Source organism: Synechococcus sp. CB0101 (genome assembly GCF_000179235.2).
Classification (GTDB): Bacteria; Cyanobacteriota; Cyanobacteriia; order PCC-6307; family Cyanobiaceae; genus Vulcanococcus.
The window spans coordinates 1904714-1919312 of sequence record NZ_CP039373.1 but is presented as its reverse complement, the minus strand read 5'-3'; the positions used below and the strand labels follow the sequence as shown (position 1 = coordinate 1919312).

At 65.4% G+C, this 14599-nt stretch carries 11 protein-coding genes; 9 read left to right on the top strand and 2 right to left on the bottom strand.

Features of this window, described 5'->3' with window-relative positions; translation table 11 throughout:
• Positions 1-103: 103 nt before the first annotated feature.
• The gene (gene gltB / locus CB0101_RS10225) at positions 104-4687 is read right to left on the bottom strand and encodes a glutamate synthase large subunit (RefSeq protein WP_010311867.1); all 4584 of its coding nucleotides are present in this window, start codon (positions 4685-4687) and stop codon (positions 104-106) included.
• Positions 4688-4873: 186 nt separating this feature from the next.
• Between gltB and CB0101_RS10220 the strand changes: the two genes are divergently transcribed.
• The 9 genes from CB0101_RS10220 (at position 4874) to CB0101_RS10180 (ending at position 13717) form a co-directional block, all read left to right on the top strand.
• Positions 4874-6646, top strand: coding sequence for a phosphodiester glycosidase family protein (locus CB0101_RS10220; RefSeq protein WP_010311870.1), 1773 nt, complete (start codon positions 4874-4876; stop codon positions 6644-6646).
• A 45-nt stretch (positions 6647-6691) separates the two neighbouring features.
• On the top strand, positions 6692-7060 hold the full coding sequence (locus CB0101_RS10215; RefSeq protein ID WP_010311872.1) for an AIR synthase: 369 nt from the start codon (positions 6692-6694) through the stop codon (positions 7058-7060).
• Positions 7061-7114: 54 nt separating this feature from the next.
• Positions 7115-7489: a 30S ribosomal protein S12 gene (rpsL, locus tag CB0101_RS10210; protein WP_010311874.1), complete on the top strand. Its 375-nt coding sequence runs from the start codon at positions 7115-7117 to the stop codon at positions 7487-7489.
• Between the two features lie 46 nt (positions 7490-7535).
• Positions 7536-8006, top strand: a complete 471-nt coding sequence (gene rpsG, locus CB0101_RS10205) for a 30S ribosomal protein S7 (protein WP_010311876.1) — start codon at positions 7536-7538, stop codon at positions 8004-8006.
• An 84-nt stretch (positions 8007-8090) separates the two neighbouring features.
• The gene (gene fusA, locus CB0101_RS10200; protein WP_010311878.1) at positions 8091-10166 is read left to right on the top strand and encodes an elongation factor G; all 2076 of its coding nucleotides are present in this window, start codon (positions 8091-8093) and stop codon (positions 10164-10166) included.
• A 39-nt stretch (positions 10167-10205) separates the two neighbouring features.
• Positions 10206-11405 carry an elongation factor Tu gene (tuf, locus tag CB0101_RS10195; protein ID WP_010311881.1) on the top strand — a complete coding sequence of 400 codons (1200 nt, stop codon included), beginning with the start codon at positions 10206-10208 and terminating at the stop codon, positions 11403-11405.
• A 162-nt stretch (positions 11406-11567) separates the two neighbouring features.
• Complete coding sequence (gene rpsJ / locus CB0101_RS10190; RefSeq protein ID WP_006910513.1) at positions 11568-11888, top strand: 30S ribosomal protein S10; 321 nt, start codon at positions 11568-11570, stop codon at positions 11886-11888.
• 157 nt (positions 11889-12045) lie between these two features.
• A complete protein-coding gene (locus CB0101_RS10185; protein ID WP_010311896.1) occupies positions 12046-12720 on the top strand; it encodes an LON peptidase substrate-binding domain-containing protein in 675 nt (224 codons plus the stop codon).
• Between the two features lie 7 nt (positions 12721-12727).
• Positions 12728-13717, top strand: coding sequence for a methyltransferase domain-containing protein (locus tag CB0101_RS10180; protein WP_010311899.1), 990 nt, complete (start codon positions 12728-12730; stop codon positions 13715-13717).
• Here CB0101_RS10180 and pheA read toward each other — a convergent pair.
• Positions 13714-14556: a prephenate dehydratase gene (gene pheA / locus CB0101_RS10175; RefSeq protein WP_010311902.1), complete on the bottom strand. Its 843-nt coding sequence runs from the start codon at positions 14554-14556 to the stop codon at positions 13714-13716. The genes CB0101_RS10180 and pheA overlap by 4 nt on opposite strands.
• Positions 14557-14599 lie beyond the last annotated feature (43 nt).

Here is a 14599-nt window from a genome sequence, read left to right as displayed (position 1 = left end):
GCTATGCAGAGCCACTGAAACCCGAGGCCGGGCCAACCGAACCCGCCGGTGGGGCGAACCGACCGGCGGGTGCGACAGCCGAACCAGGGAGTCGGCTAACCGATCAGGCGGCCACCGTCTCCCGCTCGGCCAGGCCCACATTGGCCTTCTCACTGGGGGGCACCAGCAGCTTGAAGCGCGTCTTCCAGTTGCTCCAATCGGCCAGGATCGCCGCGGCCTTGCTGCTGCCGGTGGCCTCAAGGTGGGCTTCCAGAAGAGGCTTCAGCAGTGCTTCCTGCTCCGGGGTGGTGAGCGCGCAGATGGCCACGATCTCGGGGTTCACCCGCTCGCTCAGGCCGCCGGTTTCATCCAGCAGGAAGGCCACGCCACCAGTCATGCCGGCGGCCACGTTGCGGCCGGTGCTGCCCAGCACCACCACCACACCACCGGTCATGTATTCGCAGCAGTGGTCGCCGGCGCCTTCCACCACGGTGCGGGCACCGCTGTTGCGCACAGCGAAGCGCTCACCGGCGCGGCCCAGGGCAAACAGCTCGCCGCCGGTGGCGCCATAGAGGCAGGTGTTGCCGAGGATCACCTGGCTGCCGGGATCGCGACCACCGGCAGGCGGCACCACGGTGATGCGGCCGCCATTGATGCCCTTGCCCACGTAGTCGTTGGCTTCACCCACCAGGCGCACGTTCATGCCTTGCACGTTGAAGGCACCGAAGCTCTGACCAGCGGCGCCCTCGTAGGTGAGGTCGAGCTGGCCCTGGAAACCGGTGTTGCCATGGCGCGCAGCGATCTCGCCGCCCAGGCGGGCGCACACGCTGCGATCGGTGTTGATGATCGGCAGGGTGCGGGCCACGCGGCCATGCCCCTCGATCGCTGCAAGCAGCTCGGCATCGGCCAGCAGCTGGTCTTCGAGGATCGGGCCGTTGCCGTGGGCTTGGGCGTCGTGCTGCAGCCAGGAGCGATCGGCAGCCTGGGGAATGGGATCGAGCAGGCAGGAGAGATCGATCGCCTTGGTTTTAGCCAGCTGCACAGCGCGGGGCTGCAGCAGCTCGGTGCGGCCGATCAGATCCTCGAGGCGAGCTACACCGAGCACACTCAGCAGCTGCCGCACCTCTTCTGCCACAAACAGGAAGAAGTTCACCACGTGCTCGGGGATGCCGGTGAAGCGCTTGCGCAGCGCTTCCTTCTGGGTGGCCACCCCCACCGGGCAGTTATTGGTGTGGCAAACGCGGGCCATGATGCAGCCCTCGGCGATCATCGCGATCGAGCCGAAGCCGTATTCCTCAGCACCGAGCAGGGCGGCGATGATCACATCCCAGCCGGTCTTGAGGCCGCCATCGGCGCGCAGCAGCACCCGATCGCGCAGACCGTTCTCGAGCAGGGCGCGGTGAACCTCGGTGAGGCCAAGCTCCCAGGGCCCGCCGGCGTGCTTGATCGAGCTCAGCGGCGAGGCGCCGGTACCGCCGTCGTGGCCTGAGATCTGGATCACATCGGCATTGGCCTTGGCCACACCGGCGGCAATGGTGCCGATGCCGATCTCGGCCACCAGCTTCACGCTCACCTTGGCGGCGGGGTGCACCTGGTGCAGGTCGTGGATCAGCTGCGCCAGATCTTCAATCGAATAGATGTCGTGGTGGGGCGGCGGCGAGATCAGCGCCACGCCGGGCTTGCTGTTGCGCAGCCAGGCGATGTACGGATCAACCTTCGGGCCGGGCAGCTGACCGCCTTCGCCGGGCTTGGCCCCCTGGGCCACCTTGATCTCCAGCTGCCTGCCGCTGCGCAGATATTCAGGGGTCACGCCAAAACGGCCTGAAGCGATCTGCTTGATGGCGGAGCAGGCGGTGTCGCCGTTGCGCAGGCCCTTGATCGTGGGCAGGGTGGCGGAGCGGCCCTCGCCGTCCACATCTTGCAGGGCATGGAAGCGGGCCGGGTCTTCGCCGCCCTCGCCGCTGTTGCTCTTGCCGCCGATGCGGTTCATGGCGATGGCCAGCACCTCATGGGCTTCCCGTGAAAGGGCGCCGAGGCTCATGCCGCCGGTGCAGAAGCGCTCGCAGATGCTCTCCACGCTCTCCACCTGATCCAAGGGCAGCGCCGCAGGAGCCGGCTTGAGCTCGAGCAGATCGCGCAACGCCGTAACCGGGCGGTTCTCCAGCAGGGTTTTGTAGGTGGAGAAGTGGTCGTAGCCGGGGCCGGCTTCCACGGCGGAGTGGAGCGCCTTGGCCATCTCCGGGCTGTTGAGGTGGTATTCGCCGCCGGTGCGGTACTGCACAAAGCCCATGAACTCGAGCTTGGTGCGGTTGAGCTCGGGGAAAGCCTTGGCGTGGAAGCTCAGGGTTTCGCTGGCCAGTTCGCTGAGGCTCAGGCCAGCCACACGGCTGGTGGTGCCCTTGAACGCCAGTTCGATCAAGTCGGCGCCGATGCCGATCGCCTCGAAGATCTGCGCGCCGTGGTAGCTGGCGAGCAGCGAAATACCGATCTTGGAGAGGATCTTGCGCAGGCCATCCTCGAGGGCCTTGCGCACATTGGCCTGCACCAGATCCGGCGTGAGGGCGGGCAATTTGCCACGCTCGATGTTGGTTTGCACCTTGGGCTGCGCCAGCCAGTGGCGCGCTGTTTCCCAGGTGAGCCAGGGGCACACGGCGCTGGCGCCGAAGCCGATCAGGCAGGCCACGTGGTGGGTGCTCCAGCACTGGGCTGTATCAGCCACCAGTGAGGTCTGCAGGCGCAGGCCGAGATTGAGCAGGTGGTGGTGCACCGCACCCACCGCCAGCAGGGGCGGCATGTAGGTGGTGGTGGCGTTGATGCCGCGATCGCTGAGCACCAGGATCTGGCTGCCGCTGCGCACGGCGGCTTCGGCGTCGACCTTGAGCCGCTCGACCGCCGCCGCCAGGCCGGCGGGGCCATCGGTGATCGGCATCAAGGTGGAAAGGGTGCTGCAGGGGATGCCCTGCTGCGCCACGGCCGCCAGCTCGGCTTCGTTGAGGATCGGGCTGCTCAGGTGCAGCGCGGCTGCAGCAGACGCCTGGGGCTGCAGCGGTGAACCGCGCTTGCCCAGGTGCATCTCCAGGCTCATCACCAACTTTTCGCGCAGCGGATCGATCGGCGGGTTGGTGACCTGCGCGAAGCGCTGCTTGAAGTAGTCGTAAAGGAGGTGCGGCTTGTTGGAGAGCACCGCCAGGGGAATGTCGTCGCCCATGCAGTAGGTGGGCTCCTTGCCGGCACCAGCCATGTCTTCGATCACCAGATCGAAGTCTTCGGCGGTGAAGCCAAAGGCGGTCTGCTGCTGCAACAGATCCAGATCGCCAAGCTGGCGCTCCTGGGCCCAGGGCTGAACCCCCAGGTTGCGGCGGTGATCGGCCAGCCACTGGCCGTAGGGATGGCGCAAAGCAATCTCCTGCTTCACCTCCCAGTTGTGCAGCAGGCGACCGTTCTCCAGATCGACCGCCAGCATCTGGCCGGGGCCGAGGCGACCCTTCTCGATGATGCGGCTCTCTTCAAGCTCCACCACACCGGTTTCCGAGCCCATCACCACGAAGCCGTCGTTGGTGATGCAGTAGCGAGCCGGGCGCAGGCCGTTGCGATCGAGGGTGGCGCCGACGCTGCGCCCATCGGCGAACACCAACAGGGCGGGGCCGTCCCAGGGCTCCTGGGTGCAGGCGGAATATTCGTAGAAGGCCTGAATTTCTGGCTTATCGGCCAGCTCGGGCTGGTCGCGGAAAGCCTCGGGCACCAGCGTGAGCAGGCTCTCGGTGATCGGCCGGCCGCTGCGCACCAGCAGCTCCAGGGTGGCGTCGAGGTTGGCGGAATCACTGAAGGCCGGGTTCACCACCGGCTTGAGGTCTGCAGCGGCCTCACCCCACACCGCATCGAGATCGGCCTCGGAGGCGCGGGCCCAGTTGAGGTTGCCCAGCAGGGTGTTGATCTCGCCGTTGTGGCCGAGCAGCCGCATCGGCTGGGCCAGGGGCCAGCGGGGCAGGGTGTTGGTGCTGAAGCGGCGGTGATACACCGCAAAGCTCACGGCAAAACGCTCATCGCGCAGGTCGCCATAGAAGGCCGAGAGCACTTCGGAGCGCACCATGCCCTTGTACACAACGGTGCGGCTGCTGAGCGACGCGAAATAGAGATCGCTGGGGCCGGCGCCCCAAGCCGCCCGAGCCCGATCACCGCAGCGGCGGCGCAGGCGGAACAGCAGCGATTCGAGGGCATCGCCGACCTCAGAAGCGCCGAGCAGCCACTGCTCGATCACCGGCGCAGTCCCGCGAGCCAGGGGACCGAGCACCGAGGCATCCACCGGCACCGCGCGCCAGCCGAGGCTGGTGAGGCCGAGCTTGGCGGCTTCTTCATCACAGAAGGCCTTGGCCTGATCGCGGCGAGCCGCATCGGCCGGCAGGAACACCATGCCCAGGCCGCGGTTGCTGCCGCTACTGGCAGCGGCCTCCGGCCACACCGCATTGAGATAGCTCCACGGAATGCCGCAGAGCACGCCGGCACCATCGCCGGAATCGCCATCGCCGCCGCAGCCGCCGCGGTGCTCCATGCAATCAAGGCCGCGCAAGGCCTGACGCAGCACCCAATGGCTGGCTTCACCTTTCAGGCTGGCCAGAAAACCCACACCGCAGGCATCCTTCTCGCCGGCTACCGCCGCCGGGGCGGGGCTGTCGCGATGGGGCCATTCGGGGCGAGAAAACAGCGACATAACCCGGCGACAACCTGTTGCGAATTGAGCCAGCGCGAGAGCGAACCAGCCACCGCGCAAGCGCTGCCTTGGCCTTGGCTCGCCCGGCCTGGGGCCGCGCTGCGAACTGCCGATCCTAGGAGCTGGTATCCCCTAGGCGCAGCTAAACGAGCTCGCTAGCGTGGCCAGGCCTGCTGCCGCTGTTGGATGCCCCCCCTGCCGGCGCTGGCGGCTCTGCTCCCCGGCATCCCGCTCACACCGCCGCCGCCCTTGCCGGCCCCAGCTCCGCAGGCACCCTTGCAGCGCCAGGCTAATCCCGCTGGCGGGAAGCGGGTTCAGGGAACAAGCATCAGCATCAACGGCCTGCGCCAACAAGCCCTCTGGCTGCAGGACGCCGGTGAGCTCTGGCTGCCGCTCGAGGTCCTGGAGGGCCAGCTGGGGGTGAGCCGCAGCGCCGGCACCGGCGGCAGTTTGGTGCTCGAGTGGTTCGGCCAGAAACTGGAGCTGGGGGCCGACCGCCAACGCAGCCTCGATGACGAGGTGGCCGTCCCCGTGGGCAACCTACTGGAGGCCGTGGGGATCAAGATCAGCACGCAAGGGCGTGAACTGCAGCTCGAGCTGCCGAGCCGGCCTTTGCAAGCGATTCGCGCGAGCAAGCCGAGCATCAGCGGTCAGCGGGTGGTGCTGGATCTCAGCGCGCCCGCACTGGTGCGCAGCGGCGACGGCCAACTGTTGATCGGCACGGAAGCGACGGCGCCGCAACTGGAGCAGTTGAAGCAGCTGGGGCTCAAGCCGAGCCAGAGCCAAGGATGGTTGCGCGTGCAGGTGCCCCGCGAGGGTGAACGCCTCAGCCTGGGCGCCCCCTGGCGGCTGGTGTTCGATCTCCCCCAAGCGGCCGACCAGGGCATGGCCACCACCCCGAGGCCAGCGCCCGAGCGGGATCCACGCCTGGTGGCACTGCAGAGCCAGGGGCTTCAGCTGGAGCGCCGCATCGGCCGCATCGGCTCACGCCAGGTGCTGATCAACGCTGTGCGTCTTGATCCCCGCCAGGTGCCCTTGGAGCTGCGGCCGCTCAACCGCAGCGATGGCATGCAGGGCCTGAGCAGCCTCAGCCAGCTGGCCCGCCAGGAGCAGGCCCTGATCGCCATCAACGGTGGCTATTTCAATCGCGTGAACCGCCTGCCGCTCGGAGCGATGCGGGAACAGGGGCGCTGGCTGTCGGGCCCGATCCTCAACCGCGGGGCCGCTGGCTGGAAGGCAGGCGAGCTACCCCGCTTCGATCGGCTGATGCTGGTGGAAACGATCGAAGACAGCAACCGCCAACGCTGGACCGTGACCAGCGTGAACAGCGGTTACGTGCAGAAGGGCCTGGCCCGCTACACCGCGGACTGGGGCAGCCGCTACCAACCGATCACCGGCACCGAGATGGGCGTGCTGGTGCGCCAAGGGGTGGTGCAGCAGCGCTTTGAACTGGGCGAACTGAGCCCCGCAGTGCCGCTGCGCGATGGCGATCTCTTGCTGGTGGCGCGCGGCGGCGTGAGCGTGCCATGGCAGAAAGGAGAGCAACTCACGCTGAAAAGCCGCGCCAGCAATGCGGTGGGCGATCAGCCGAATGTGCTGGGAGGCGGGCCACTGCTGCTGCAAAACGGCCGGGTGGTGCTCAACGGCAGCGCGGAGGGCTTCAGCTCCGGTTTCATGAGCCAGGCCGCCCCGCGCACCGTGGTGGGCAGCGATGGTCGCCAGCTCTGGCTGATCACCCTGCAAGGGGTGAACAATCCCGGCCCAACGCTGATGGAAACAGCACTGCTGATGCGGCAGGAGGGATTGAAAGATGCCCTCAACCTCGATGGCGGAAGCTCCACGGGGCTGGTGCTGGCGGATGTGCACACCGTGAAAGGCCGCGGTGTGGCAGCAGCTGTGCACAACGGGCTGGGCTTGGTGCCCAAGCTGGAGCAGGCGCGCACGCCGGAGCGCCCTTGACCCAGGAGCCCTGACACACTGGGACGACTGCCCCAACCTCCACCCATGCCCAAGGGCCACAGCCTGCGCCTCACTCCTGCCGCAGCCGCTGAACTGGGGCGTCAGGCGGCGGTGGCTGGCACCCCCGGGATGATGCATCTCAATCTGGTGGATGGCAGCTGTGAGCGCTGGGTGATTCGGATCCGCCCCGGCCATCTGGCGGGGGTCGCCGTCGCCCGGGCCGATGGCATCACCCTCTTTGCTCCGGGCGATCAGTGCGAGCGCCTGGGCAGCCTCGAACTCGACTATCGCGGCGATCTCAGCGGCGGCGGATTCCTGGTGCGGGCTGGGCGAGAGCTGCGGATCTGCGCCTGTGGCGCGGCCTTCAGCCCCGCTGATGAGCCTGCGGGGGTGGGGGTGCAGGCGACAAAGTAAGGTGGCGGATTGTCGCCACGGTCGGTCTTTCCGACCTCCTGTAACCGGCCCTCGATGCCCACGATTCAGCAGCTGATCCGCAGTGAGCGGCAGCGCCTTACCCGCAAGACCAAGTCGCCTGCCCTGCGCGCCTGCCCTGAGCGCCGTGGTGTGTGCACCCGCGTGTACACCTCCACCCCGAAGAAGCCCAACTCGGCGCTGCGCAAAGTTGCCCGTGTGCGTCTGACCTCCGGTTTCGAGGTCACGGCCTACATCCCCGGTATCGGCCACAACCTTCAGGAGCACTCCGTGGTGATGATCCGCGGCGGTCGTGTGAAGGATCTGCCCGGTGTCCGCTACCACATCATTCGCGGCACGCTCGATACCGCTGGCGTGAAGGATCGTCGTCAGTCGCGCTCCAAGTACGGCGCCAAGACTCCGAAGGACTGATCTCCATCCAGCCGTAGCCGTTTCCTGATTCCCCTTTTCCAGGTCTATGTCACGCCGCAACGCCGCCGAGAAGCGTCCGATCCTGCCGGATCCGCAGTTCAACAGCCGTCTCGCCACCATGATCGTGGCCCGTCTGATGAAGCACGGCAAGAAGTCCACCGCCCAGCGGATTCTTTCCGATGCCTTCACGCTGATCGGCGAGCGCACCGGCGCTGACCCCCTGGAAGTGTTCGAGACCGCCGTCAAGAACGCCACTCCCCTTGTGGAAGTGCGTGCCCGCCGCGTGGGTGGCGCCACCTACCAGGTGCCGATGGAAGTGCGTCAGGAGCGCGGCACCGCCATGGCTCTGCGTTGGCTGGTGAACTTCTCCCGTGCCCGCAACGGCCGCAGCATGGCTCAAAAACTGGCTGGCGAACTGATGGATGCCGCCAACGAGGCCGGCAGCGCTGTTCGCAAGCGCGAAGAGACCCACAAGATGGCCGAAGCCAACAAGGCCTTCGCCCACTACCGCTACTGATCGCCGCCCGCACAGGTCGGCCGGAGGCCGACTTGTAGAGTGGCGCCCGCTTTTTTGTCGATTCCCCTTCCGGAGACCTAAACCGTGGCTCGCGCCTATCCCCTAGAACGCGTACGAAATATTGGTATTGCGGCACACATTGATGCCGGTAAGACCACCACAACCGAACGGATCCTGTTCTATTCGGGTGTGGTCCACAAGATCGGTGAGGTGCACGACGGCGCCGCCGTGACCGACTGGATGGCGCAAGAGCGCGAGCGCGGGATCACGATCACCGCGGCCGCCATCTCCACCAGCTGGCGTGATCACCGGATCAACATCATTGATACGCCCGGCCACGTGGACTTCACCATTGAGGTGGAGCGCTCCATGCGTGTGCTCGACGGTGTGATCGCCGTGTTCTGCGCCGTAGGTGGCGTGCAGCCCCAGTCGGAAACCGTCTGGCGCCAAGCGGATCGCTACAGCGTTCCCCGCATGGTGTTCGTCAACAAGATGGACCGCACCGGCGCCGACTTCCTGAAGGTGCACGGTCAGATCAAAGATCGCCTCAAGGCCAAGGCTGCTCCCATCCAGCTGCCGATCGGTGCCGAAGGCGAACTGAGCGGCATCGTCGACCTGGTGAAGAACCGCGCCTTCATCTACAAGGATGAGCTCGGCAAAGACATCGAAGAGACCGAAATCCCGGCCTCGATGGCGGATGAGGCCGCTGAATGGCGCGCCTACCTGATGGAAGCCGTCGCCGAAACCGATGAGGCACTCATCGAGAAGTTCCTCGAAGAAGGCGAACTCAGCGAAGAGGAACTGCGCAAAGGCATCCGCGAGGGCGTGCTGAAGCATGGCCTGGTGCCGATGCTGTGCGGTTCTGCCTTCAAGAACAAGGGCGTCCAGCTGCTGCTCGACGCTGTGGTCGACTACCTGCCCGCACCTGTCGACGTGCCCCCGATTCAGGGTGTGCTTCCCAACGGCGAAGAGGCCGTGCGTCCTGCTGAAGACAGCGCCCCCTTCAGCGCCCTGGCCTTCAAGGTGATGGCCGATCCCTTCGGCAAGCTCACCTTTGTGCGCATCTATTCGGGTGTGCTCCAGAAGGGCAGCTACGTGCTCAACTCCACCAAGGACAAGAAAGAGCGCATCTCCCGCCTGATCGTGCTCAAGGCCGACGACCGCGAGGAAGTGGATGAGCTGCGCGCCGGCGACCTCGGCGCCGTTCTCGGCCTGAAGGACACCACCACCGGCGACACCCTGTGCGTGGATTCCGATCCGATCGTTCTGGAATCCCTCTACATCCCCGAGCCCGTGATCTCGGTGGCCGTGGAGCCCAAGACCAAGGGCGACATGGAGAAACTCTCCAAGGCCCTGCAATCCCTCTCCGAGGAAGACCCCACCTTCCGGGTTCGCACGGATCCGGAAACCAACCAAACCGTGATCGCCGGCATGGGCGAACTCCACCTGGAAATCCTCGTGGACCGCATGCTGCGCGAATTCAAGGTGGAGGCCAACATCGGTGCGCCTCAGGTGTCCTATCGCGAAACCATTCGCGCCAGCGCCAAGGGTGAGGGCAAGTTCGCCCGTCAGACCGGTGGTAAGGGCCAGTACGGCCACGTGGTGATCGAAATGGAGCCCGGCGAGCCGGGTTCAGGCTTCGAATTCGTCAACAAGATTGTTGGCGGTGTCGTGCCCAAGGAGTACATCGGACCGGCAGAAGCCGGCATGAAGGAGACCTGTCAGTCCGGCGTGATTGCAGGCTTCCCGATGATCGATGTGAAGGTCACCATGATCGACGGGTCTTACCATGATGTGGACTCGTCGGAGATGGCGTTCAAGATCGCCGGCTCCATGGCCTTCAAGGACGGCGTCAAGAAGTGCAGCCCTGTACTGCTTGAGCCGATGATGAAGGTTGAGGTGGAGGTGCCTGAGGATTTCCTCGGGTCCGTCATCGGCGATCTCTCCTCCCGTCGCGGCCAGGTTGAAGGGCAGTCCATCGATGATGGTCAGTCCAAGGTCCAGGCCAAGGTGCCTCTGGCCGAGATGTTCGGCTACGCCACCCAGCTCCGATCCATGACCCAGGGTCGGGGTATCTTCTCGATGGAATTCAGCCACTACGAGGAAGTTCCTCGCAATGTGGCAGAAGCCATCATCTCCAAGAATCAGGGCAATTCCTGATCTTTCCCATACCCATTTACCCCCCGATTCTTTTTCATCATGGCTCGCGAGAAGTTCGAAAGGAATAAGCCCCACGTCAACATCGGCACCATCGGCCACGTTGACCACGGCAAGACCACCCTCACCGCCGCCATCACCAACGTGCTGGCCAAGAAGGGTCAGGCCAAGGCTCAGGCTTACGACCAGATCGACGGTGCTCCGGAAGAGCGTGAGCGCGGTATCACCATCAACACCGCTCACGTTGAGTACGAGACCGACGGTCGTCACTACGCCCACGTGGACTGCCCCGGCCACGCGGACTACGTGAAGAACATGATCACCGGTGCCGCTCAGATGGACGGCGCCATCCTCGTGGTGGCCGCCACCGACGGCCCCATGGCCCAGACCAAGGAGCACATCCTGCTGGCTAAGCAGGTGGGCGTGCCCGCTCTGGTGGTAGCACTGAACAAGTGCGACATGGTGGACGACGAGGAGATCCTCGAGCTGGTGGAACTGGAAGTGCGCGAGCTGCTGAGCAGCTACGACTTCCCCGGCGATGACATCCCCGTGGTGAAGGTGTCCGGCCTGAAGGCCCTCGAGGGTGACGCCGAGTGGGAAGGCAAGATCACCGAACTGATGGAAGCCGTTGACAGCGGCATCCCCGAGCCTGAGCGCGAAGTCGACAAGCCCTTCCTGATGGCTGTTGAAGACGTGTTCTCCATCACCGGTCGCGGCACCGTGGCCACCGGCCGTATCGAGCGCGGTGTGGTGAAGGTTGGTGAAACCGTGCAGATCGTGGGTATCAAGGACACCCGCGAGACCACCGTCACCGGCGTGGAAATGTTCCGCAAGCTGCTCGACGAGGGCATGGCCGGCGACAACGTGGGTCTGCTGCTCCGCGGCATCCAGAAGGAAGACATCGAGCGCGGCATGGTGCTCGTGAAGCCCAACTCCATCAAGCCCCACACCAAGTTCGAGGGTGAGGTGTACGTGCTGAAGAAGGAAGAAGGCGGCCGCCACACCCCCTTCTTTGCTGGCTATCGCCCGCAGTTCTACATCCGTACGACCGACGTGACCGGTCAGATCACCGCTTTCACCGCCGACGACGGCTCCAACGTGGAAATGGTGATGCCCGGTGACCGCATCAAGATGACCGGCGAGCTGATCTGCCCCGTGGCCATCGAGCAGGGCATGCGCTTCGCTATCCGCGAAGGCGGCCGCACCATCGGTGCCGGCGTGGTGTCCAAGATCATCGAGTGATCCTGATCTGGCTTCGGCCGTGATCTAGGTTTCGGGATGGAGAGCCGGCCCATCGGGCTTCCGCTCTCCATCCCCTTCCGCACCTCGACAATCCAGCTTCAACTTCCCAGTTGCCTCGTGCCCATCGAGCGCTGGTCCTTGCTGACCTCTCCCGCCTGATCCATGTCCACCGCTATCGCCCAGCAGAAGATCCGCATCCGCCTGAAGGCGTTTGATCGCCGCATGCTGGATCTCTCCTGCGAAAAAATCATCGAAACGGCCGATCACACCGCTGCAACTGCGATCGGTCCGATCCCCCTGCCCACCAAGCGCAAGATCTACTGCGTGCTGCGCTCGCCCCACGTGGACAAGGACTCCCGCGAGCACTTCGAGACCCGCACCCACCGCCGCATCATCGACATCTACAGCCCTTCGGCCAAGACCATCGATGCCCTGATGAAGCTCGACCTGCCCAGCGGCGTGGACATCGAGGTGAAGCTCTGACCTGCTGACTCCGAGAGGATCAGACCCCGGCCCGCCGCAAGGCGGGCTTTTTTGTTGGCCTCCCCAACAGCACCAGAGCGGTGGATCGAACACAAAGGCGCCGCGCGCCGCTCAGCAACGCTCTCTAGGATTCGATCCACCCTGATCTCCCTGCCACGTGACGCAACTGGCCGTGCGCGAGCTGCCACTGTTCCCGTTGCCCGATGTGGTGCTGTTCCCTCAGGAAGTGCTGCCGCTGCACATCTTTGAGCCGCGCTACCGGATGATGCTGCGCACGGTGCTCGACACCGACCGGCGCTTCGGAGTGGTGCGCTGGGATCCCCAGGAAGGTCGGATGGCGGATGTGGGCTGCTGCGCCGAGATCCTGCAGTGCCAGACCCAATCCGACGACCGCAGCAACATCGTGACCCTCGGCCAGCAGCGCTTTCGTGTGCTCGAGGTGGTGCGCGAGGCCCCGTTCAAGGTGGGGCTGGTGAGCTGGATTGAAGATGACCACCCGGAGAACCACGACCGCCTGAGTGATCTCTCCAGCAACGTGGAGCAAGCCCTCAAAGATGTGGTGGAACTCACCGGCAAGCTGATGGGCAAACCCACCAGCTTGCCCACGGATCTGCCGGATCTACCGCGGGAGCTCTCCTTCTGGATCGGATCCCATCTCGGCGGACCCGTCGCCGATCAACAGCAAACCCTGCTGGAAATCACCGACACCGAAGAGCGACTGCGGCAGGAATTTGAACTCCTGGATGAAACCCGCCGCCAACTGGCAGCCCGCACCGTGCTGCAAGACACTTTCCGGGATTTGAAGGAGCCCGGCGACGACACGGATCGCTGAACCACTGATGCAGGTCCTTGCTGTGCTCACCCCCCTGGCGGGGGGGCTGATGCTGATGGTCGCCGTTCTGGCGGGTCTGCTGCTGATCGGGCTGTTGGTGTGGAGCTGGCGTGATCGCGCTTTCACCAGCACCGCCAGCGTGGCTGACGCCTACGACCGCTGGACCGACGATCAATTGCTCGAGCGGCTCTGGGGCGAGCATGTGCACCTCGGCCACTACGGCAGCCCCCCGCGGCGCCGTGATTTCCGCCGGGCCAAGGAAGAGTTCGTCCATGAGCTGGTGCGCTGGAGCGGCCTGGATCAGCTCCCCACCGGCAGCACGGTGCTGGATGTGGGCTGCGGCATCGGTGGCAGCGCCCGCATCCTGGCCCGCGATTACGGCCTCAACGTGTTGGGCATCAGCATCAGCCCAGGACAGATCAAGCGGGCCGAAGCCCTCACCCCCGACGGCCTGAGCTGCCGTTTTGCGGTGATGGATGCCCTGGCCCTGGATCTCCCTGATCAAAGCTTTGATGCGGTGTGGAGCGTGGAAGCAGGCCCCCACATGCCGGATAAACAGCGCTACGCCGATGAATTACTGCGGGTGCTCAAGCCCGGGGGGCTCCTGGCGGTGGCCGACTGGAACCGCCGCGACCCCTCGGTGAAACCCCTCAACCGCCTCGAGCGCTGGGTGATGCACCAATTGCTCGTGCAATGGGCTCATCCGGAATTCGCCAGCATCCCCGGCTTCCGCCAAAACCTCGAGCAGAGCCGCTGGTCCTCAGGCTCAACGCACGAACGTCTTCAGGTGGAGACAGGCGATTGGAGCCGCGAAACCCTGCCCTCCTGGATTGATTCCATCCTCGAAGGCGCACGGCGCCCAGCCGCGGTGCTGGGCCTTGGGCCTCGGGCTGTGCTGATGGGGCTGCGCGAAACCCCCACGCTGCTGCTGATGCACTGGGGCTTCGACACCGGAATGATGCAGTTCGGGGTATTCCGGGGCCGCAAGCCGGCTTAGGCCGATGCGCCCGCTTCGAGCTGCGTCATGGGGTATCCCCCGAAAAGCGCCAGGTGTTCGCAAAGGGGTTTCAGCTCAGCGAGTGCCTGATGCAACGGCTCCTCGCCCTTAGGCAGCTCCAGATCCACAAAGAAGATGTATTCGCCCATCTCGCGTTTGGAGGGGCGTGATTCGATCCGCGTCATGTTGAGGTCGCGGCGGGCAAAACAGGCCAAGGCCTCGAGCAGGGCCCCTGGGCGATTGGCATGCAGGGAGAAGGCGAGGCTGGCCATCGGGCCCGCCAGGGTGCGTTCGCCTTGACGCAGCAGCAAAAAGCGCGTGCAGTTGCCGGCCACGTCGTTGATCGGGTAGGCCAACACCTCAAGCCCGTGTTCCTGGGCGGCCTGGAGGGATGCAATCGCGGCTCTAAAGCGGCTGCCCGCCACCATCCGGGCAGCATCAGCGGTGGAACTGGTGGGGAGTTGCAACGCGGCAGGCAACTGATCACCCAACCACTGGCTGCACTGGGCCAGGGCCTGGGGGTGGGAGAGCACCTCGCTCACCCCGTCCAGGGGGCCGCTGCCCAAGAGCGCATGGCGGATCGGCAACACCAGCGCCCTGGCCACCCGCAGCTCGGGATGCTCCCAAAGGGCGTCCATGCAGGCGGTGACCCCACCCTCCACGGAGTTCTCCACCGGCACCACAGCGGCATCGCAGCGCCCCTCCGCCACCGCCTTCACCACGGCGCGGATTCCCACCTGTGGCATGAACTCGGGAGCCTCGATCCCCTCCAGCTCACACAGCCGGATTGCAGCCTGCTCGCCATAGGTGCCGACAGGACCAAGAAATGCAATGCGCATGCGGGTTGTGCCGGCCGTGCTGGATAGGATCATGACGCGCCGG